Annotated in this window: 17 protein-coding genes; 6 read left to right on the forward strand and 11 right to left on the reverse strand. The window is 70.4% G+C overall.

The window, feature by feature from the left end; genetic code table 11:
* Positions 1-72 precede the first annotated feature (72 nt).
* The 7 genes from CCR79_RS02715 to CCR79_RS02745 form a co-directional block, all read right to left on the reverse strand.
* Positions 73-570 (reverse strand): hypothetical protein, encoded by a 498-nt coding sequence (locus CCR79_RS02715; protein ID WP_201168427.1) that lies wholly within the window; start codon positions 568-570, stop codon positions 73-75.
* Complete coding sequence (locus CCR79_RS02720; RefSeq protein WP_201168428.1) at positions 567-1,154, reverse strand: YajG family lipoprotein; 588 nt, start codon at positions 1,152-1,154, stop codon at positions 567-569. The genes CCR79_RS02715 and CCR79_RS02720 overlap by 4 nt, the downstream gene beginning before the upstream one ends.
* 44 nt (positions 1,155-1,198) lie before the next feature.
* On the reverse strand, positions 1,199-2,167 hold the full coding sequence (locus tag CCR79_RS02725) for a patatin-like phospholipase family protein (protein ID WP_201168429.1): 969 nt from the start codon (positions 2,165-2,167) through the stop codon (positions 1,199-1,201).
* 175 nt (positions 2,168-2,342) lie between these two features.
* The gene (locus CCR79_RS02730; protein WP_201168431.1) at positions 2,343-3,050 is read right to left on the reverse strand and encodes an NrdJb; all 708 of its coding nucleotides are present in this window, start codon (positions 3,048-3,050) and stop codon (positions 2,343-2,345) included.
* Between the two features lie 125 nt (positions 3,051-3,175).
* A complete protein-coding gene (locus tag CCR79_RS02735; protein WP_201168432.1) occupies positions 3,176-6,466 on the reverse strand; it encodes an LAGLIDADG family homing endonuclease in 3,291 nt (1,096 codons plus the stop codon).
* 264 nt (positions 6,467-6,730) lie between these two features.
* On the reverse strand, positions 6,731-9,448 hold the full coding sequence (locus CCR79_RS02740) for a cation-transporting P-type ATPase (RefSeq protein ID WP_201168434.1): 2,718 nt from the start codon (positions 9,446-9,448) through the stop codon (positions 6,731-6,733).
* A 46-nt stretch (positions 9,449-9,494) separates the two neighbouring features.
* Positions 9,495-11,144: a Na/Pi cotransporter family protein gene (locus tag CCR79_RS02745; RefSeq protein WP_201168436.1), complete on the reverse strand. Its 1,650-nt coding sequence runs from the start codon at positions 11,142-11,144 to the stop codon at positions 9,495-9,497.
* A gap of 76 nt (positions 11,145-11,220) precedes the next feature.
* Between CCR79_RS02745 and CCR79_RS02750 the strand changes: the two genes are divergently transcribed.
* Complete coding sequence (locus tag CCR79_RS02750; RefSeq protein ID WP_201168437.1) at positions 11,221-11,988, forward strand: hypothetical protein; 768 nt, start codon at positions 11,221-11,223, stop codon at positions 11,986-11,988.
* Between the two features lie 49 nt (positions 11,989-12,037).
* A complete protein-coding gene (locus CCR79_RS02755; protein WP_201168438.1) occupies positions 12,038-15,157 on the forward strand; it encodes an error-prone DNA polymerase in 3,120 nt (1,039 codons plus the stop codon).
* Here the strand turns inward: CCR79_RS02755 and CCR79_RS02760 are convergent.
* Positions 15,154-15,546 carry an RNA-binding S4 domain-containing protein gene (locus tag CCR79_RS02760; protein ID WP_201168439.1) on the reverse strand — a complete coding sequence of 131 codons (393 nt, stop codon included), beginning with the start codon at positions 15,544-15,546 and terminating at the stop codon, positions 15,154-15,156. The genes CCR79_RS02755 and CCR79_RS02760 overlap by 4 nt on opposite strands.
* A gap of 47 nt (positions 15,547-15,593) precedes the next feature.
* Positions 15,594-16,088 (reverse strand): ribonuclease E activity regulator RraA, encoded by a 495-nt coding sequence (gene rraA, locus CCR79_RS02765; protein WP_201168440.1) that lies wholly within the window; start codon positions 16,086-16,088, stop codon positions 15,594-15,596.
* Between the two features lie 87 nt (positions 16,089-16,175).
* On the opposite strand from rraA, the gene CCR79_RS02770 reads away from it, so the two are divergent.
* Genes CCR79_RS02770 through CCR79_RS02785 form a run of 4 tightly spaced genes read left to right on the forward strand, consistent with a single transcriptional unit; the run spans position 16,176 to position 20,052 of the window.
* A complete protein-coding gene (locus CCR79_RS02770) occupies positions 16,176-17,138 on the forward strand; it encodes a GGDEF domain-containing protein (RefSeq protein WP_201168442.1) in 963 nt (320 codons plus the stop codon).
* A 21-nt stretch (positions 17,139-17,159) separates the two neighbouring features.
* Positions 17,160-18,269 (forward strand): RuBisCO large subunit C-terminal-like domain-containing protein, encoded by a 1,110-nt coding sequence (locus CCR79_RS02775; protein ID WP_201168443.1) that lies wholly within the window; start codon positions 17,160-17,162, stop codon positions 18,267-18,269.
* A gap of 4 nt (positions 18,270-18,273) precedes the next feature.
* Positions 18,274-18,747, forward strand: a complete 474-nt coding sequence (locus CCR79_RS02780) for a cupin domain-containing protein (protein ID WP_201168444.1) — start codon at positions 18,274-18,276, stop codon at positions 18,745-18,747.
* A gap of 24 nt (positions 18,748-18,771) precedes the next feature.
* Positions 18,772-20,052, forward strand: coding sequence for an HlyC/CorC family transporter (locus tag CCR79_RS02785; RefSeq protein WP_201168446.1), 1,281 nt, complete (start codon positions 18,772-18,774; stop codon positions 20,050-20,052).
* A 351-nt stretch (positions 20,053-20,403) separates the two neighbouring features.
* On the opposite strand, the gene CCR79_RS02790 is transcribed toward CCR79_RS02785, so the two are convergent.
* Together CCR79_RS02790 and CCR79_RS02795 are read right to left on the reverse strand one after the other, a co-directional pair.
* On the reverse strand, positions 20,404-20,901 hold the full coding sequence (locus tag CCR79_RS02790) for a chemotaxis protein CheW (protein ID WP_201168447.1): 498 nt from the start codon (positions 20,899-20,901) through the stop codon (positions 20,404-20,406).
* 20 nt (positions 20,902-20,921) lie between these two features.
* Positions 20,922-21,604: chemotaxis protein CheW (locus CCR79_RS02795; protein WP_201168448.1), on the reverse strand; the 683-nt coding region annotated here is incomplete at its 5' end.

The raw sequence follows: 21,604 nt of genomic DNA on the forward strand, positions 1-21,604 counted from the left end.
ATAGGTTAATGCTATTGCGAATCGTTTTCAATGTCGCGGCGGGGCGGCCGGGCCGCCTTGCCGGGACGCCCCCTACTCGCCGTCGGCGGCGTAGGCGAGCAGCTCCCAGCTCAGCTCACCGGCGTCGCTGAGTTCGTAGGCGAGCAGCGCCGAGCCGCCGCCGGTCTCGGTCTCGACGGTGGCGAAGACCCAGTGGTCCGAGAGCACGGCGCTGCGCTCCGTATCGATCACCAGTGGTCCCTTCAGGCGCGCGGCCTGATCGGCCAACCACTCGTCCCGCTCCTGCAGATCCTCAAGCAGGTACTGCTCCGGCGGGGCTTCGATGCCGGCCACCTCGAAGCGACGTACCGCCTCGGTGCTCAGGCCGAACCGGGTCAGCAGCCCCTCGCGGTCCTCGTGGGCGGCCAACTCGGCCTCCAGCTCGTCGGCCCGCTCCTGGGCATCGAAGGCCACGAAGCTCAGCCAGCCGGTGATCGCCAGCAGCATCACCACCGCGGCGCGCCAGACCAGGCGCTCGCGAATCTGCTGCGGATCCCTGGGGTTGTTCGCCGAGCTGCGCTTGTCGTTCACGTCTCACCCTCCAGCAGTCGAAGCAGGTCCTTCTGGGTGGCCACTTGGCGTACCCCCCGGGAAAGCACCCGGTTGACCAGCTCCTCATTCTTCGCCTCACCCGGCCCGAACAGCGCCCGGGTCTCGGTGCTCACCCGGGCCTCTGAACTGTAGCGTTCGCCGTCGACCATGCCGCTGACCATCCACGCGCTCTTCAGGCTGGCCCGGCGGTTGAGGAAGCCACCCGAGCGCTCGTAATCGAAGGTGTAGATCTCCACCTCCAGGCGCCGCTCGGCCTCGCCGTCCCACTCGGTTACCGCAATGCCCTGCCGCTCGAAGGCCGTGGCCAGGCCGTCGCGGACGGCTTCGGCCAGCGCGGGCTCGCCGGCCAGCGTCACGCCGCCGGCCTCGTCCCGGTAACCAAAGATCTCGCGGGGCCGCCGGTCGATCACGCGCAGCGCCAGCCCGGCCGGCTCGGCCCGCTCGCGTTCCTCGATCTGCTCCGTCTCCGGAGCCAGCTTCACGGTCTGCGCGCCGGGGGCGCACCCGCTCAGGGCCAGGGCCGCGGCGCACCCCAGCATCAGCATGACTGCCACTGCTCTCATCGCTCTCGCCTCGCTCGCTGCCGCCGGCGGACGCCGGTGCGGCGTCATCCTACCTGATTGCCGGAGCCTTTTTGGAACAGATCCTGAATGGAGGGGAGCATCCGCTCGACCATGGCCTCGCCGATGCTGATCGCCTCCTCGGCGCGGTGGAACTCGAGCAGGCCGATGTGGGCCAGGCGGGGGGCAAGCATCAGCTCGGGCGGATCGCCGGCCATACGGCTGCGGGTGATGCGGTCCTGCATGATGTTCAGCGACCCGGCGAGAACCTCGAAGACCCCCGGTGCCTCGCTGCGCTCGGCATCCCGCGCCCCGGTCCAGTCGCCCCACAGCCCCACCAGGGTCTTGGCGCGGCTGCGCACGCCGGCGGGCAATTGCTGCAGCCAGCGTTCCGGATCCACACCCGCACCGGCGTGGTGGGCGCTCTCGCGCAGGTGCCGTCCGACCAGATCGCCGTTGAGGTTGACGGCGATGACCACATCGGCGTCGAGGGCCCGACAGACGCTGACCGGGACGGGGTTGACCAGCCCGCCGTCAACGAGCCAGTCGCCGCCTCGACGCACCGGGCTGAACACCCCCGGCAACGCACTCGAGGCGCGCACGGCGTCGGCCAGATCCCCCTCGCGCAGCCAAACCTCGGTACCGCGGCCGAGGGTCGTGGCCACAGCAGCATAGGGCATAGCCAGCCCCTCGATGGCCGCGCCCGAGAGGTGTTCCTGGTAAAAATCGTAGAGCCGGCGCCCCTCGATCAGTCCGCCGGTGGTACGCAGGGTCGGGTCGAGCATGCCCAGCACATCGCGCCGGGTCAGCTTGCGCACCCACGGCTCGAGCTCGTCGAGCTTGCCGGCGGCGTAGAAGGCCCCGACCAGCGCCCCGATGGATGTACCAACCACCACCTGCGGGCGCACGCCGGCCCTTTCCAGGGCGCGGATGATGCCGATGTGCGCCCAGCCCCGCGCCGAGCCACTGCCCAGCGCCAGGGCCACCCGCGGAGTCTCCCGGTTCTGGTTCACCATGCCTGTCTCTGCTGATGTTCCCTCTCCAGTTCACGCAGCATGGCGGGACTTGGCGGCGCATTCCAGAGCTGCAGGGGCGGAAAGCACAACCCGGGCCAACCGGCCACCGCTCGGCGGGGCGTGCTGCCGCCACGCAGCCGGCGGGCCGCCCGCAGCCACACCCCCGGCGAACTCCTCAGCCGCACTTCGACTCCCCGCAGTTGAGGCAGGTCAGACACCCTTCCATCTGCACCATCGCCTTGGTATGACACTTTTCGCACAGCTGCGCCCCCTCCGGGAAGGCACCGGACTCGCCATCACCGTTGTTCGCGGCCGGACCGCCGCCCTCAACCTCAGCCCGTTTCTGCTCGATGAAGCGCCGCTGGTGCTCGTCGAGACCCTCCGGCTCCATCATGCCGATCTCACGCAGGTGGGTCTCGATGACGTCGCCGATCTCGGCCACCAGCGAGGGCATGAACCGCCCGCCACGCTTGAAGTATCCGCCCCGCGGGTCGAAGACCGAGCGCAGCTCTTCGGCGAGGAAGGTGCAATCGCCGCCCTTGCGGAAGACCGCCGAGATGATCCGCGTCAGGGCTACGATCCACTGGAAGTGGTCCATGTTCTTCGAGTTGATGAAGATCTCGAAGGGGCGGCGGATCTCGTGCTCGGTCCCCGGATTAAGGATGACGTCGTTGATGGTGACGTACAGGGCGTGCTCCGAGAGCGGCGTCTTGATCTTGTAGGTCGAGCCGTGGAGCGCTTCAGGGCGCTCGATGTGCTCGTGCATGTGCTGGATATCGGCCTCCGGCTGCCCACCGGCGGCCTCCTGACCCTGCTCCGGCGCATCCGGCTCGTTGCGGACCACCTCGTAGTCGACGATGCTCGTCTCGATTTTCTTGGCCATTGCGTTGCTCCCCCCGCTTCGGGGCTGCGGTTCGGTTTCCGGGCTTAGGCAGTCTGCGGGTACCCGGCGTTGCGCACCGGACGGAGACAACCCCGTCCGGGCGTAGCGCGCCAGGGTACGGCGACTCAGAACTTGCCGTAGTACCCCTCCTTCAGCGCCTCGTAGAGGTTGGCGGCACTGTGGGTTTCGCCGTCGTACTCGATCTCCTCGTCACCCTGCGCCTCGATCACGGTGCCGTCCTCCAGATGGAAGCGATAGGTGGTCTCGGAGAGGTCCTTCTCCTTGACCAGCACGCCCTGAAAGACTTCCGGGTTGAAGCGGAAGGTCGTGCACCCCTTCAGTCCCTGCTGGTAGGCGTAGCGGTAGATGTCCTTGAAATCCTCGTAGGGGTAGTCCGTGGGCACGTTGGCCGTCTTGGAGATGGACGAATCCACCCAGCGCTGCGCGGCCGCCTGGATGTCCACGTGCTGCTTCGGCGTCACCTGGTCGGCGCTGATGAAGTAATCCGGCAGCTTGCCCGCTCCCTCTTCACCGCCCTCGGGTAGCGCGTCGCCGTCGACGAAGTGGCGGTAGGCAAGCAGTTCAAAGGAGAAGACGTCTACCGGCTCCTTGGTCTTGCGCCCCTCGCGGATGACGTTGCGCACGTAGTGGTGGGCGAAGGACGGCTCGATGCCGTTGCTGGCGTTGTTGGCCAACGACAGGGAGATGGTGCCCGTGGGCGCGATGGAGCTGTGGTGGGTGAAGCGCGCCCCCACTTGGGCGAGCTCATCGACCAGTTGCGGATCTTCCGCGGAAATCCGCTGCATGTAGCGCGAGTAGCGGCCCCACAGGACACGGCCCGGGACCTGCTCCCCGACTTCGTAGCCGTCCTCGCGCAGTTCGGGGCGCTTGCGCATCAGCTCCGGGGTCAGCTCGAAGAGCTCCTCCATGATCGGCGCCGGCCCCTTCTCCTGCGCCAGTTCGAGACCGGTGCGCCACCCCGTCAGCGCCATCTGCTTGGCCACTTCCTCGGTGAACGCCACCGAATCGGCGTCGCCGTATTTCATGCGCAGCATCGTCACCGTCGACCCGAGCCCCAAAAAGCCCATGCCGTGGCGGCGCTTGCGCTCGATCTCGGCACGCTGCTGCTCCAGCGGCAGGCCGTTGATCTCGACCGTGTTATCGAGCATCCGCGTGAACACCGCCACCGCCTCACGGAACTCGTCCCAGTCGAAGCGGGCCTGCGGCGTGAAGGGGTCACGCACGAACATGGTCAGGTTGATCGAGCCGAGCAGGCAGGCGCCGTAGGGCGGCAGCCCCTGCTCACCGCAGTTATGGACCATCACGCCCTGGGCGTCGAAGGCGTTCACGCCGGGCACCTGCACATCGTAGACGTCCGCCTCACCATCGGCTTCCACCGAGGCGACCTCGGCGACGAAACGCTCGCGGTTGAGCCGGCGCTGATAGCCGCCGAGGGCCGCATCCAGCCGGCAGCGTTTGTCGGTATCCGCGAAGCCCACCTCGTCGCGGAAGGTACGCAGATTCTCGCCGGTGATGATCAGCTCGTGCTGGGCCCGGATCGGATACGCCCGGCGACCGCCCTGGCCGTCAGGCAATTCCGATTCACCGGCGGCCCTCCGGCTGGCGTAGATGCGCCCGACGACACCCAGGCGCAGCAGCATCCGCTGCACCGCCTCCAGGCTCGACTGGTCGGACTGCGCGAGACGAATGGAGACGCCCTTGTGCTGCCCACCCTGCACGGATCCGTCGGCATCGAACAGGCCGCGCAGGAAACCGCGATGGAATGCGCTGGAGGTGCGCTCGATGGCCTCGGTGGGGCGCTTGTCCTCGGCAGAGAGCCCCAGCTCGGCGGCCAGCGCACTGATCGCCGCCGTCGACAGGCGGAACTCGTTGCGTCCCGCCACCTCTCGCCAGCCGTTGAAATCCGCGCGGTGCTGGTGCGCACGCACCGCCGCTTCTGCAGCGGCCATGACGCCGTCCACGCCGCTGGCCTGCGGCGCGTTGGCGACCGCTGCAGGCCGCCACGCCGACAGGATGGCCTGACCGTCGCGCTCGACCGTCCCGTCGCCGACGAGCAGTCCCATCAGATAGCCGTCATCCTCGCTATAGGGGCCCGCCCATTCGGTGCCGGCACGATGGTCGTGGAGCACGACCTGGTCCCCTGCTGCCAACTCGCCGGCCGGGCACCACGCCTCCTCTCGCTGCCAGCGCGTGAGCCGGGTGACCCGGCGAACCTGGTGATCAGCGGTCAGGCGCAGGCTCATGCCATCCCGGGTGCGCAGGCGAACCACCGGCTTGCGGCCGGTGTGGAAGAAGCCGTCGGCACCGGTATCGTGATCCTCGCCGTGAACACGGGCCCGGAACGGTGTCCCGATCAGATCCGCCACCTGGCGCGGCCCCTGGTCCGTCTGGACCCAGGTCTCGGCCGTAACGCACGGGTTCGTGGCCCGGATCTCCTCGCAGAACCAGTTGTTGTTCAACTCGTTGTACTGATCGATGAGGATAAACCCGGGCTCCGCGTAGTCGTACGTGGAGGTCATGATCAGGTTCCACAAATGGCGCGCCTTGACCCGCCGGTAGATTCGGCAGGCCACGCGGCCCTCCCCATCGGTGACGTACCCCGCACGGGTGGGCCACTCGCGCCAGAGGACCTGCTCCGGATCCTGAAGATCGATCGCCTCGGCAGCGACCTCGTCCTCGGTCAGCGGGAAGGCCAGCGGCCACTCCGCATCGGCCTCCATGGCCTGCATGAAGGCGTCGGTGATCAGCAGCGACAGATTGAACTGGCGCAGGCGACCGTCCTCGCGCTTGGCGCGGATGAAGTCGGTCACGTCCGGATGGCCCACGTCGAAGGTGGCCATCTGCGCACCGCGCCGCCCGCCAGCGGAGGAGACGGTGAAGCACATCTTGTCGTAGATGTCCATGAACGACAGGGGCCCGGAGGTGTAGGCGCCGGCGCCGGAGACGTAGGCGCCGCGCGGGCGCAGGGTGCTGAACTCGTAGCCGATGCCGGCACCGCTTTTGAGGGTCAGCCCCGCCTCGTGGACCCGCTTGAGGATGCCGTCCATGGAGTCGTGGATGGTGCCGGAGACGGTGCAGTTGATCGTGGACGTGGCCGGCTTGTGGTCCCAAGCCCCGGCGTTGGAGATGATCCGGCCCGCCGGTACCGCGCCGTGGCGCAGCGCCCAGAGAAAGCGCTCATACCAATGCTCCTGCTTGGCCTCGGTCTCCTCCACCTCGGCCAGCGCCCGGGCGACGCGCTGATAGGTCTCGTCGATGCTGCCGTCGACCGGCTCCTCGGCCTTGGTCTTGAGCCGGTACTTCTTATCCCAAATGTCGAGGGAGGCGCTCTGGATCGGCACATCGCCGGCCGACTGGCGCATCGCCTGGACCTTGCTCTCGGCGCGCTTGGTCATGGATCGTCCCCCTTGCCTGAACCGCTCGATCTGAACCGCGAGCAAAAAAACCCCTGTGGGCCGGCGCGACGGGCGCTGGCCCCGATCTGGCGACGCTCGCGGGAAACACCATATGTAGTAGTTACCGGGAGAGGTTACCCCAACCAGTAGTGATTTCAAGTCTTGACAGGCGAGACGAGGATCGCTAGCGGAACCGCGGGCGCCGCCCCGGGAGGAGCCGCCCGGCCGGGCCGCGGCGCCGCAGCGGACCCACGACCGACGGGGTCAGTCCTCCGGCGAGATCCGCCGCCGCAGCACAGCCTTCTCCAGCTCCACGATGCCGAACAGGAGCACTCCGAAGATCAGCACCCGCAGCCACTCCTCCGGCCCGAGCGCGGCGGTGCCAAAGAGCGCCTGCACCGGCGGGGCGTAGGTGAACAGCCCCTGCAGGACGATGAGCACGCCGATGGCGATCAGCACCGCCCGGCTGCCGAACAGGCCGGCGACGCTGGTCACCGGCTCGAGGATGTAGCGGGCGTTGAACAGGTAGAAGACCTGCCCCATGACCAGGGTGTTGATAGCCACCGAGCGAGCCAGCTCATCGCTGACCCCCTGCGCCTCCATGTAGACGTAGTGACCGAAGGTGCCGATCACCAGCAACACCGACACGAACAGGACCCGCCAGATCAGGAACCCGGAGAGGATCGGCTTGGCCGGATCCCGCGGTCGGCGCTCCATCAACCCCGGCTCCGGGGGCTCGAAGGCGAGCGCCAGGGCCAGGGTGACGGCGGTGACCATGTTGATCCACAGCGCCTGCACCGGGGTGACCGGCAGGGTCAGCCCGAACATGATGGCGATGACGATGGTGAACGCCTGACCGCCGTTGGTGGGCAGCAGGTAAAGGATCGCCTTCTTGAGGTTGTCGTAGACGGTGCGCCCTTCCTCCACCGCGTGGGCGATGGAGGCGAAGTTGTCGTCGGCGAGCACCATCTCCGAGGCCTCCTTGGCCGCCTCGGTGCCCTTGTTGCCCATGGAGATGCCGACGTCGGCGCGCTTGAGCGCGGGGGCATCGTTGACCCCATCCCCGGTCATCGCCACGATCTGGCCGTGCCCTTGCAGGGCCTGGACCAGGCGCAGCTTGTGGATGGGCGTGGTGCGGGCGAAGACATCGGTCTCCAGGCAACGACGACCCAGCTCGTCGTCGTCCATGGCCTCGATCTCGTGGCCGACCAGCGGCCGGCCGCGGATACCCAACTGCTCGCCGATGGCTCCGGCGGTCAGGGCGTGATCGCCGGTGATCATCTTCACCCCGATCCCGGCCCGGTGGCACTCGGTCACCGCCTCGATGGCCTCCTCGCGGGGCGGGTCGATGATGCCCATGACCCCGAGCAGTACCATGCCCTCCTCGACGTCGGAGAAGAGCAGCTCGCGGTGGTCGGGGTCGGTCTCCTTGACCGCCACCGCCAGCAGCCGCTGACCCCGCGAGGCGATGCCGTCGAGCACCTCCTGCCAGCCGTCCCGGTCCAGCGGGCGATCGCCGTCGGCGGTCCGCTCCTGGGTGCAGGCGGCCAGCACACGCTCCGGGGCGCCCTTCATGATCAGCAGCCCGCCGTCCTCGCGCTCGCGGTGGAGGGTCACCATGAACTTGTAGGACGACTCGAAGGGGATCACGTCCACCCGCGGGAAGGCGCGATCGAGCTCGCGGCGTTCGAAGCCGCCCTTGACCGCCGCCACCATCAGCGCCCCCTCGGTGGGATCGCCCTCCAGGCGCCAGTCGCCGTCCCGGTGGTAGAGGGCCGACTCGTTGCACAGGGCCACGCCGCGCAGCATCTGTGCCAGGACCGGCTCGTCAGCAGCGCTCACCGCCTCGTCGCCGTCGCGGTGGAAGGCCCCGTCGGGGACGTAGCCCACGCCACTGACTTCGTACGCCTGCCCGGCGGTGACCACGCTACGCACGGTCATCTCGTTGCGGGTCAGCGTGCCGGTCTTGTCCGAGCAGATGGTGGTGACCGACCCCAGGGTCTCCACCGCCGGCAGACGCCGAATGATGGCGTTGCGCCCGGCCATGCGCTGCACGCCGATGGCCAGCGTAATGGTCATGATCGCCGGCAGCCCCTCGGGGATGGCGGCGACGGCCAGGGCCACCGCGGCGAGGAACGTCTCGATGGCGGTGTAGGCCTGCAGGTAGTAGCCGATGAGGAAGGTCGCCCCGGCGAGCAGGACGATCGCCACCGACAGCCAGCGTCCGAACTCGGCAACCTGGCGCAGCAGCGGCGTGGTGATCGACTCCACCCCGGCGATCAGGCTGCTGACCTTGCCGATCTCGGTGGCTTCGCCGGTGGCCACGACCACGCCCTGGCCGCGGCCGTAGGCGACCAGGGTGCCGGAGAAGGCCAACGATTTGCGATCACCGAGTTCGGCGTCGGCAGCCACCGGCTCGTCCGCTTTCTCCACCGGCACCGACTCGCCGGTGAGCACCGCCTCGTCCAGGCGCAGGTTGCGTGCCTCGAGGATGCGCACGTCGGCAGGCACGCGGTCGCCGGCCTCGAGCAGGACGATGTCGCCGGGGACCAGGTCCTCGGCGTCGACGGTCATGCGCTCGCCGTCGCGCAGCACCACGGCCCGGGGCGAGAGCATGCCGCGGATGGCGTCCAGGGCCTTTTCGGCCTTGCCCTCCTGCACGTGGCCGATGACGGCGTTGATCACCACCACGCCGAAGATCACCGCACTGTCCAGGTAATGGCCGAGCAGTGCGGTGACCACGCCGGCAACGATCAGGATGTAGATCAGGACATTGTGGAACTGCTTGAGAAAGCGCCTGATCGGGCCCTCGCGCTCGGGCGGGCGCAGGCGGTTGGGGCCGTACTGCTCAAGTCGCTGCCCGGCCTCCTCGCCGGTCAGTCCGTTGCCCGGTTGCGCCCCGAGCCGGCGGACCACCTCGGCGCTCTCGCGTGCGTGCCAGTCCGCCCGCTCCTGGCCGGAGCCCTCTGCTTCCTCGCGCATACCACCTCCCGCCTTGCGGTTACCCGCCGATGCTGCAGTGTAGCATTCACCCCTCGCCGGGCTCCCCGGGGTCCGCCAGCTCCCGCTCGGCGTGCTGGAACTTGCGCAGGTAGCGGGCCGACTTGGCGGCCTGATCCAGCGCCCGGCGGACCGCCGAGAGGCGGTCGAGCACCGCCACCATGCGCCGCACCGGTAGCTGCCCGGCGGCGCCGGCGCGCAGCAACCGCTCCTTGACCGGCTGGTATTCGCGATCGAAGCCCTTCAGGGTCGTCTTCACCGCCTGCCGGTCCCAGGCATCGATCTCCGCGCCGGTGGCCTCGATGCCGCGGACCGCTTCGGCCAGCAGCCGGTCCACCGCAGTGGCCAGTTCCGGGTCATCGATACGGGTCTCGCCGTCGGCATCGAGCCGGGCCAAGGCCACGGCGCGCTCGGCCATGTTCTGCTGGTACTGCGTCACCCGCAGCAGGTGGGCCAGGCTGGAGCCGATGGCCGGATCGCCGTGGCTGCGCTCGATCCGGTTGGCGAACTCGTTGATGGTCAGCGCCAGCTGCTGCAGCTTCTGGTGCTCGGCCTCGAGCCATCTGCGCTGCCCCGCCCCGCCACCACTGATCGCCGCCGTGACCATGGCGCGGGCCATGGCGCCGGTGCGCTCGGCCTCCAGGCGGGCGGCGTCGAGGGCCAGCGCGGGGGTGGTCAGCACGTTGTCGTCCAGATAGCGCGGCCGGGTGTGGTCGTCCCGGCGGAAGCGCCGCCCCAGCCAAGCCACCAGGCGAGGCGTGGCCGGCCACATCAGGGCCAGCCCGAGGAGCATCATCAGGGTATGGAAGACGGCCAGCACCACCGCCTTGTGCGCTTCCAGGCCCAGCCAGGCGACGATGTGGTGGGCCAGCTCAAGCAGCGGCACCAGGGCAACCAGCGCCGCAAGACCGGCCACCGCGTTGAAAATCACCTGAGCCGAGGCAGTGCGCTGGGCGTTGGCGGTGGCGCCCAGCGTGGCGAACACCGCCGTGGAGGTGGTCCCCACCGCCGCGCCGATCACCGTGGCGGCCGCAGCCTGCTCGGGCACCAGCCCGCCGGCAGCGGCGGTCAGGGTGATGGCCAGCGCCGCCGAGGACGACTGCGTGAGCGTGGTCAGCACCATGCCGATCCCGACGAACAGCACCAGGCTCAACACCCCGTGGCCGGCCAGGGCGGCGAGCATGCCCGGATCGCCCACATCCGCGAAGGTCCCGCGCAGGATATCCAGCCCCAGGAAGAATAATCCGAACCCGGCGATGGCATCGCCGAGCGCCTGACGGCGCCCGGAGCCGGCGACCACCCGCAACCCCACGCCGAGACCGATGGCCGGCAGCGCCAGCGCCTGGAGGTCGACGTTGAAGCCGACCACCGCGACGATCCAACTGGTCAGCGTGGTCCCAAGGCTGGCGCCATAGATCACCCCGATGGCCTGCGTCAGGGTCAGCAGCCCGGCGTTCACGAAGCCCACCGTGGCGAAGATCACTGCGCTCGAGGACTGTACCGCGGCGGTGATCAGCACCCCCGAGAGCAGCCCGCGCAGCCGCGACCGCGTGGAGGCGGCCAGGATATCGCGCAGCGCACCGCCGGCCGCCGCGCGCAGGCCGTCGCTCATCAGCCGCATGCCCAGCAGGAACAGGCCGATGCCACCCAGGAACGTGAAGACCTGCATGCCCTGCATTCAGCACTCCTGTCGCCGAAACTGTGGCGCCGCAGCGGGATGTTAGACTAAAGCGTCCACGGAAGTCGGTACCCCGATGATTAATCTGATCCTCGCCACGCTGCGCGACGCCACCCTCCTGCTGCTGCGCGGCCTGCTCGTCGTCACCCTGCCCCTGATCGCCGCGACCCTGCTTGCCCTCCAGGGAACGGGCTACGCCTACGCCGAGCTCCGCGAACTCGACTTCCCGCTGCGCCTGGCGCTGACCGCCTGGCTGACCGGGGTCGCCGTCGCCGGGGTCATTGCCCTGGGCACGCTGCTTGCCGCGGCCCAAAACGGTCTGCCCAGGACCCACTACCTGTCCGGGTTGTGGCGCCTGATGCGGCTGTGGGCGGTGCAGGCGCTGTGGCTGATCCCCGGGGCGCTGCTCGTCGCCGCCGTCGTCGCCCTGCTCGGTGACGCCGTGCGCGACCCGGTGGCCGAGTACGCCGGCCTGCGCGCCGCCGCCCCGTGGACCACGGCGCCGGCGCTGGAGATCGCCTCGGGGCTGGTGCTGCACACGGCCATGCTCACCATCTCGGCCACCTGGCTGTGGCCGCCGGTGGTCCTGCTGCGCAGCGACGGACGGATCCGCGAGGGCCGCCCCATCGCCCGGCGGATGCTCCAGCGCATCGCCAGCCTGGAGTGGTTCCTGGTGATCATGCTGATCCCGGTACTGGCGATCTCCCTGCTCTACCCGCCGGCGGGACTGCTCGGCCTGATGCTGATCGTCCTCTGCCCGGCGGTCACCGTTGTGGCCATCCAGCGCAGCAGCGACGCCTTCCGCCACGCCACCAGCGGCCGTTTCCCCATCGTCTGGCGCTGAGCTGACCCCCCTTGCCTTTCGGCGGGCAAGGAGGCAGCCTACTGTTTCCATGACCAGTGTATACAAAGACACCAGCCCAGCGTATGCGGAACTCCACTGCCTGAGCGCCTTCACCTTCCGGCGCGGCGCCTCGCAACCCGAGGAACTCATCACCCGGGCCGCGCAGCTGGGATACCGCGCCCTGGCCCTCACCGACGAATGCTCGGTGGCCGGGGCGGTACGCGCTTGGCAGGCCGCCCGGCAACGCGGCCTGCACCTGATCGTCGGAACCGAGCTGCACCTGGCCGACGGGCCGCGCGTCGTCCTTCTCGCCCCCACCCGCCGGGCGTACGGACAGCTCTGCGCCCTGATCAGCCTGGCCCGCAGCCGCGCCGCCAAAGGGCGTTACCACGCCACGCGTGAGGATCTGGATACCGCCGCACCGGAGTGCATCGGGTTGCTCGTGCCGGATCCGCCCCTGCAGGAGACCGCCGACGCCGAGGCCCAGGCGCACTGGTTCGCACGACGCTTTGCCGGGCGCGGCTACCTGGCGGTGGAGCTGCTCGGCGGCCCCGACGACGACGCCCGCTGCCGGCAGCTGGAGGCCCGCGCCGCCGCCGTCGGCCTGCCGGCGGTGGCCGCCACCGGTGCCGAGATGCACACCCGGGGCCGTCGCGCCCTGCACGACACCCTGACCGCCATCCGCCACGGCCGCCCGGTGGCCGAGGTCACCCCCCATCTGGCCAGCAACGGCGAGCACCACCTGCGCCCGCGCGCCGCCCTGGCCCGGCGCTACCCGCACCACCTGCTGGCACAAAGCACGGCGGTGGCAGCGCGCTGCTCCTTCTCGCTGGACGAGCTGCGCTACGAGTACCCCGAGGAGGTCGTCCCCGAAGGCACGAGCCCGGCAGCGCATCTGCACCACCTGGTCGAGGCCGGGGCCCACCGGCGCTACCCCGACGGGGTGCCGCCGCGGGTACGGGCCAGCTACGAGCGCGAGCTGGCGATCATCGCCGAACTCGGCTACGAGCACTACTTCCTGACCGTCCACGATCTCGTCGCCTTCGCCCGCGGGCGCGGCATCCTCTGCCAGGGCCGCGGCTCGGCGGCCAACTCCGTCGTCTGCTTCTGCCTCGGCATCACCGAGGTGGACCCGGCCCACCAGTCGGTGCTCTTCGAGCGCTTCGTCTCACGCGAACGCGGCGAACCACCGGATATCGACGTCGACTTCGAGCACCACCGGCGCGAAGAGGTCATCCAGTACATCTACCAGCGCTACGGCCGGCACCGCGCCGCCCTGGCGGCCACGGTGATCGCCTACCGGCCCCGCTCAGCGGTGCGCGACGTGGCCAAGGCCCTGGGGCTGGCGCGGGAGACCGCCGAACGCCTGGCCAAGGGGCTGCAGCCGTGGGACCGCTCGGCGGCCGGCGACGAGCAGCTGCGCCGTGCCGGTCTAGACCCGGAGGGGCCCACCGCGCACCGACTGCATGTGCTCGCCAGCGAACTCCTCGGCTTTCCGCGGCACCTGTCGCAGCACGTCGGCGGCTTCGTGATCGCCCGCGGCCCGGTCACCGAGCTGGTGCCGATCGAGCCGGCCGCCATGGACGGGCGCACGGTGATCCAGTGGGACAAGGACGACCTGGAGGCGCTCGGCCTGCTCAAGGTGGACGTCCTCGCTCTGGGGATGCTCAGCGTGATCCGCCGCGCCTTCGAACTCATCCGCCATTGGCGCGGCCACGCCTGGACCCTGGCCACCCTGCCCCCGGCGGACCCGGCCACCTACGCCATGATCCGCCGCGCCGACACCCTGGGGGTGTTCCAGATCGAGTCGCGGGCGCAGATGGCGATGCTGCCGCGGATGCGCCCGCGCTGCTTCTACGACCTGGTCATCGAGATCTCCATCGTCCGCCCCGGCCCCATCCAGGGCGACATGGTCCACCCCTACCTGCGCCGGCGCGAGGGCAGCGAGCCGGTGGACTACCCCTCGGAGGAGGTGCGCGGGGTCCTGGAACGCACCCTCGGGGTGCCGATCTTCCAGGAGCAGGCCATGGAGCTGGCGGTGGTGGCCGCGGGATTCACCCCGGACGAGGCCGACCGGCTGCGTCGCTCCATGGCCGCCTGGCGCAAGAAGGGCGGGCTGGCACCGCTGCGCGAGCGGCTCATCGAGGGGATGCGCGAGCGCGGCTACGCCGACGCTTACACCGAGCGGCTCTATCAGCAGATCGAGGGTTTCGGCGAGTACGGCTTCCCGGAGTCCCACGCCGCGAGCTTCGCGCTGCTGGTCTACGCCTCGGCGTGGCTCAAGTGCCATGAGCCAGCGGCCTTTGCCGCCGCCCTGCTCAACAGCCAGCCCATGGGTTTCTACGCCCCGGCGCAGATCATCCGCGATGCCCGGGAGCACGACGTGACGATCCACCCGGTGGACGTACGCTTCAGCGAGCCGACCTGTACCCTCGAGCCCACCCGGTCAACCGGCGATACGCAGCCGGCGCTGCGACTCGGGCTGAACCAGGTCCGCGGGCTGTCCACCGCCGGCGCCGAGCGGCTGGCCGCCGCGCGCCGCCAGGCGCCCTTCACCGGGGTCAACGACCTCAAGCGCCGCGCCCGCCTGTCGCGGGCCGATATCCGCGCCCTGGCCCGCGCCGATGCCCTGCGCGGCATCGCCGGGCACCGCCGGGCGGCCAGCTGGGCGGCCCTGGGCGCCGACGCGGGCACCGCCTTGCTGCCCTCCCCGCCGGCCGAGACCGACCGGCCAAGCTTCGCACCGGCCCGGGAGTCCCAGGCGGTCCTCGCCGACTACGCCAGCACCGGCTTCAGCCTGCGCCGCCACCCGGTCGCCTTCCTCCGCCGACAGCTGCGCGATCGGCGCTACCGCAGCGCCGCCGAGTTGGCCGATGCGAAGGACGGCCGCCCGGTGCGGGCCGCGGGTCTGGTCATCAACCGCCAGCGCCCCGGATCGGCCGGAGGGATCACCTTCGTCACGCTGGAGGACGAGACCGGCCGGATCAACTTGGTGGTGCGCCGCGCCACCGCCGAGGCGCAGCACCGCCCCCTGCTCGAGGCTCGGCTGCTGGGGGTGGCCGGTACGTGGCAGTACCGGCACGGCGTCGGCCACCTGATCGCCGGCCGCCTGGAGGATCTCTCGGCCCTGATCGGCGAGCTGGACGTCCGTTCGCGGGACTTCAGCTAGCTCCCCTTCTTGAATGCCGACAGGCGCCGGCGCTCGCGCCGGTCAGGGCGGTGGCTGGGCCGTGGCATGGACGCCGCAGCCGCGCGGCGCTGCTCAGCCTGCCGCTGACGCCGCTCGCGGCTGGCCTCGGTCTCCTCGTAGAGGGTCTCCGCCACCCGGGCCGGCCCGCGTTCCTCGGCCACATCGCGGACGACCACCTCGAAACGCTGCTGCGCCTTCGTGATGGTCAGCCGGTCCCCGGGGCGCACCGCCCGGCTCGGCTTGGCCCGGGCGCCGTCCACATCGACCTTGCCCCCCTGCACCGCCTCGACGGCCAGCCGGCGGGTCTTGAAGAAGCGCGCCGCCCACAGCCAGCGATCGAGACGCACCGATGCCGAACGATCACTCATGCCCGCTGCCCCCTTGCCGAATCACTCGCTGCCCGGCTACCGGGCCCCTACAGGGTCAACTCGCGCGTCGCCACGATGACCCCGTCCTCGTCGGCGTAGAGCCAGTCGCCCGACTGGATCGTGGCCCCGGCGAAGGTCACCGAGACATCCCGCTCGCCCAGGCCCTTCTTCTGGCTCTTGAGCGGGTGGGTATTGAGCGCCTGGACGCCGAAGTCGATCTGCGCCAGCTCGGCGCTGTCGCGCACACAGCCGTAGATGACCGCCCCGGACCAGCCGTTATCCCGCCCCAGCGCCGCCAGCCGGTCGCCAAGCAGGGCGCACCGCATGGAGCCGCCGCCGTCGACCACCAGCACGCCGCCGTCGCCGGGCTCGCTGAGCAGCTCACGGACGCGGACGTTGTCCTCGAAGAGCTTGAGCGTGGTCACCCGGCCGCCGAAGCGGGTGCGCCCGCCGTAGCCGATGAGCATCGGGTTCATCACGCGCAGCTGCACGCCCGGATCATCGGCGTGGGCATCACAGAGATCGGTGGTCAGCAGCGCCATGGCGCCTCCTGTCGTGACTCCAACTGGCTGGTATGCGGGGTGTTGGTTTAAGGTAACCGTCTGAACGCCGACTGGGTACCGAGGGCCATGAGCGCACAGCACGCAGCACACGCGCAAGCCGACACCGTCGCCGCCCTGGGAGGGTATCTCACCGCCCTAGCCGAGAGCCACGGGCAGGAGGAGGTCGTGCAGACCCTCTGCGAGACCGCGGCCCGGCTGCTGCCGCGCAGTTCCGGCAAGCTCTGGCAGCTCGCCCTCGACCGCGAGGGCTGGTACCAAAGCGGCGGCTGGCAGGCCGGCGTCGTGCTTCCGCCCCAGGAGCGCTCCCTGCGCACGACGCTGCCGCGCGGCCCCACCGATGAGCTGCGCCTGCCCCTGCAGGCCCACGGCCTGACCGTCGCCGAGCTGCGCATCCCGTGCCCGGAGATCGAATCCGAGGCCGAGCAGGAGCTGCTGCGGAGCCTGGCCACCGCCGCAGCGATCAGCCTCTCCGGGCACGTCCTCAAGCGCCGGGTGCGCCACCGCAACGTCCGCGACCCACTCACCGGGCTGTTCAACCGGCGCTACCTGGAGGACACCCTGGAGCGTGAGCTCCACCGCGCCCGCCGCGTGAACGCCGGGCTGGTGCTGATCCGCCTGGAGGTGGACACCCTCGAGGCCTTCGCCGCCGAGCACGGCAGCGAGACCGCCGACCGGCTGCTGCAGGTGATGGCCGATGCCGTACACCACGCCTTCCGCGGCTCGGACGTCTGCTGCCGGGCTGGTGACAACGGCTTCGGGATCCTGCTGCCCGACGCCAGCCTGGACAACGGCGCCATGCGCGCCGAGGCGGTCCGGGAGGAGCTGGCCGAGCTGCGCATCCACCAGCGCGGTCGCCCCCTCGGCCCGGTGACTGTCTCCGCCGGAGTCGCCGCCTACCCGGACCACGGCAGCAACCGCGATCTGCTGCTCGAGGCGGCCGAGAGCGCGGTCACCTGCGCCCTCGACGAGGGCGGCGACCTGCTCCGCGTGGCCGAACTCATCGCGCCCCCGAACGCCAACCAGAACTGACCGAACCGGAGAGGAACCACCTTGTCTGCCGAAACCCTGCGCGTCACCTACCACCTGACCTGCCGCCCCGGCGAAGACCCCCACGACAAGGCCAAGGGCATCGCCCTGGAGCAGAGCGCCGAGCTGCCCTCGCGCTGCATCCCGGCGCACGTCTACGACGACGTGGTGCCAACGATCCAGGAGCTGACGGCCCTCGACGACGGTCGCCACCGCCTGGTCCTGGACTTCCCGGAGGCGATCACCGGTCTCGAGCCGACGCAGCTGATCAACAACCTGTTCGGCAACATCTCGCTCAAGAGCGGAATCCGCCTGGCCGACGTCGAGTGGACGCCCAACCTGCTGCAGGCCCTGGGCGGCCCGCGCTACGGCACCACCGGCGTGCGCGAGATGCTCGGCATCGCCGAGCGGCCGATGAGCTCTACGGCGCTCAAGCCCCTGGGGCTGGATACCGCCACGCTGGCCGGCTTCTGCGCCGACTTCGCCCGCGGCGGCATCGACCTGATCAAGGACGACCACGGCCTTTGCGATCAGGACACCTCGCGCTTCGTCGACCGGGTGCAGGCGTGCCAGCAGGCCGTCAATGAGGTCAACGCCGAGACCGGCGGCCGCTCGCTCTACCTGCCCAACGTCACCGGGCCGCGCTGGGAGCTGGACAAGCGCCTGGACGCCGCCCAGGAGGCCGGCTGCAAGGCGGTGCTCATCTGCCCCTTCCTGACCGGCCTCGACGCACTGATCTGGGCCCGGGAGCGCTACGACATGGCGCTGATGGCCCACCCGGCCTTCGCCGGGGCCGTGGCCGGCGCCGAGCACGGCATCGACCCCGCCCTGCTGCTCGGCGAGATCACCCGGCTCTTTGGCGCCGATATGGTCGTCTACACCAACGCCGAAGGGCGCTTCCCGACCTACGATCAGGCCCTGTGTGACCGCATCAACGACCGCCTGCGCCGGCCACTGGGCGACATCCGCCCCGCCCTGCCCACCCCGGGCGGCGGGGTCGACGCCGAGCGGGCGCCTTACTGGGCCGAGCGCTACGGCCCGGACGTCGTGCTGCTGATCGGCGGCAGCCTCTACGCCCAGGGCGACCGGGTCGCCGCGGCGCGCCGGCTGCAGGACGTGGTGGAGGGCCGTTAGCGGCATGACCGGCGAGGAGCACGACGCCTCCCGCGTCCTGCGCGAGCAGGGCTACCGCTGGGAGGGCATCGAGGAAGAGGCCTACAAGGCGGAGGGCACCCACTTCAGTGGTGCCCGCCGCCAGACCCTGGTCGGCCGTCCGTCCGGGCAGGAGGCTCCGGCCTTCGAGACCCGCTACTTCGAGGTGGAGCCCGGCGGCTACACGACGCTCGAGCGCCACGAGCACACCCATGTGGTCATCGTGGTGCGCGGCCGCGCCGAGGTGGTCCTCGACAACCGGGTCGAGGTCGTCACCCCGCTGGATTGCGTCTACATCGCCCCGCGGGCCTGGCACCAGATCCACGCCACCGGCGGCGACGAGCCGCTGGGCTTTCTCTGCATCGTCGACCGCGACCGCGACCGCCCGCAGCGCCCGGATGGCGACGATCTGGCCGGACTCTGCGCCGAACCGGCGGTCGCCCGACGCATTCGCACCTGAAGCCACCGAGGCCCCGGACCCCCGTTGGAAGCGATTCCCGTCAGCCTGCTCTTCGCCGCCCTCGGCGGCCTGATCGTCCTCTCCGGCTGCTTTTCGGGCTCGGAGACGGCGCTCATGTCGCTCAACCGCTACCGCATGCGTCACCTGGCCAAGCAGGGCCATCGCGGTGCACGCATCGCCGAGCGGCTCCTGCAGCGACCGGACCGGGTCCTCGGGGTGATCCTGCTCGGCAACAACTTCGTCAACATCGCCGCCTCCTCCCTGGCGACGCTGATCGCCCTGCGCCTGCACGGCGAGAGCGCCATCGCCGTGGCCGCCGGCCTGCTGACGCTGGTGATCCTGATCTTCGCCGAGGTGGCACCCAAGACGCTCGCCGCCGTCCATCCAGAGCGCGTGGCCTTCCCGGCCAGCTACGTGCTGTGGCTGCTCCTGCGCCTGCTCTACCCCCTGGTCTGGCTAGTCAATGCGGCGGCGAACGCCCTACTGAGCATCGTCCGGGTGCGGGTCGAGGACGTCAGCGCCGCCGAGCTCAGCCAGGAGGAGCTGCGCACCGTCGTCAACGAGGCCGGCAACATGATCCCCCGCCGCCACCGGCACATGCTGGTGAGCATCCTCGACCTGGAGGAAGCGACGGTGGAGGACATCATGATCCCGCGCACGGAGATCGTCGGCATCGACCTCGACGATCCGTGGCCGGAGACCCTGGAACGGCTGACCAACAGCCAGTACACCCGCATGCCCGTCTACCGCGGCACGGTGGACCACGTCCTGGGGTTCGTGCATGTGCGCCGGATCGTCGGCGACCTGGTCCGCGGCAGCTTCACGCCGGAGGACCTCCAGGCCCGGCTGCACGAGCCGTTCTTCATCCCGGAGGGCACCGGGCTGCACACCCAGCTGTTGAAGTTCCAGCGCCAGCGCGAGCGCGTCGGGCTGGTGGTGGACGAGTACGGCGAGATCCTGGGCCTGGCGGCCCTGGACGATATCCTCGAGGAGATCGTCGGCGAATTCACGACGGATCCGGGCACGCTGACCCGCTCGATCACCCGGCAGGAGGATGGAACCTATCTGGTCGAGGGCAGCGCGACGATCCGGGAGCTGAATCGGGTGCTGGGCTGGGAGCTGTCGACCAGCGGGCCGAAGACCCTGAACGGGTTGATCCTCGAGCGGCTGGAGACCATCCCCGAGGCGGGCACGAGCCTGCTGATCGACGGTTATCCGGTGACCATCGTGCAGACCCAGGGCAATCGGGTGAAGACGGCGGAGATCCAGCCGGAGCGCCCGCCCTCGGTCCGGCGCGAGTCGTAGCGCGCCCGCGGCCACCCCGCCCGCCGGCGGGCCTCGGGCGATGTGCAGGGCTGCCGCTTTGTGGGGCCTGCCGCCGCGCATTTGGGCGCGCCGAGCCGCGCAGCCCCGACGGGGGGTGAGCGCGAACCTTTACCGGTTCGCGCTCATCAGCGAGGTCTTGTCCGAGCGGCGCGTTAGCGCCGCGAGTTGAGCGAGCGGCCCCGGCGGGGCGAGCAGCGCAGGGGACCCCGCCGCAGGCGGGGCGCGCACATCCGCGCGGCGGCAGGCCCCACAACGCGGCAGCTTCCGTCTCCAACCTCACCAAACCCGCCGGCGGGCGGGGTGACCGCGGCCCGGCGGACTGCTCGCGGATCAGAGGGCGGCGACTTCCTGCCACTCGTCCTCGGTCAGGAGCTTGTTGGCGTCGACCAGGATCAGCAGCCCATCCTCGCGGCTGACCACCCCGTAGATGTAGCGCGACGACTCCTCGTTGCCCACGTTTGGCGCCGTATCGATCTGCGCCTCGCGGACGCTGGCCACCTCATCGACGCTATCCACCAGGATCCCGGCGACGTTCTCCGCCACCTCCATGACGATGATCCGGCTCTGCTTGTCGGGTTCCCGCGACTGCATCCCGAAGCGCAGCCGGGTGTCGATCACCGTCACCACCTTGCCGCGCAGGTTGATGATGCCCAGCACGAATTCCGGCGCGCCGGGGACCGGCGCGATCTCGGACAACGGCAGGACCTCCTGGACCTGCATCACGTTGATACCGTAGTGCTCATTGCCGAGCTTGAAGGTCACCCACTGGGAGGTCGGCCCCTCGGCGAGCTCGGCATCCTCATCGTACTGTGCCTGTTCGTAAGCCATGTATTCCCCTCGCTACGGGTTTAACGGGAGCCGGCGGGGCCATTCTGCCCCCCGGCGGCGGGGGATGCCAGGGTGCCCCCGACGCCGCCCTCCTGCTCGAGCATGTCGGCGAAGGCGTCGGGATCCACCAGCGCACAGAGGTGCTCGCGCACCGTACCCGCCAGCCAGCGCCGCCGGCCCTGAGCCGAGCGCCACTGCACCTGATCCGGGGTGAGCTTGAGCACCGCGCCCACCTCGCGGCAGGCCAGCCCCCAGTTGCCGTCGCCGACGATGATGATCTTCCCGGCGCGGCGCTCCTCGAGCGGCGGACGACGGTCCTCGGGCAGGACCAGCTCGGCGGTGTCGACGACCTGAACATACCGCCCCCGGTGGTCGAGGAGCCCGTGCATCCACCCCGGCTGCCCCACGGTGGGCTCGACCTCGTCGGGATCCTCCCACGGCACCACCCGGTGGAGCTTGACCAGGGGCACCGCCAGGCGAAGCGCGCCCACGTGCAGGGTCAGCGCCTGGAAGAAGGGACGCGCCCACGCCGGGGTGGGGTCGGTCGGCGGCTCCTGGCCGCCTCCCATAGCCCCGGCCCGTGGCCGGGGCGGCGCTGCGGTCTCGGCGGATGCCAGGTGCGCTTCGGGCTCGCCGGGGGCCGTCTCCGGCGGGGCCACCGACGGCGGCGGCGCCTGCGGCATCCGCGGGCGCTCGGCCACCC

This window comes from Halorhodospira halophila, from assembly GCF_016653405.1.
GTDB lineage: Bacteria > Pseudomonadota > Gammaproteobacteria > Nitrococcales > Halorhodospiraceae > Halorhodospira > Halorhodospira halophila_A.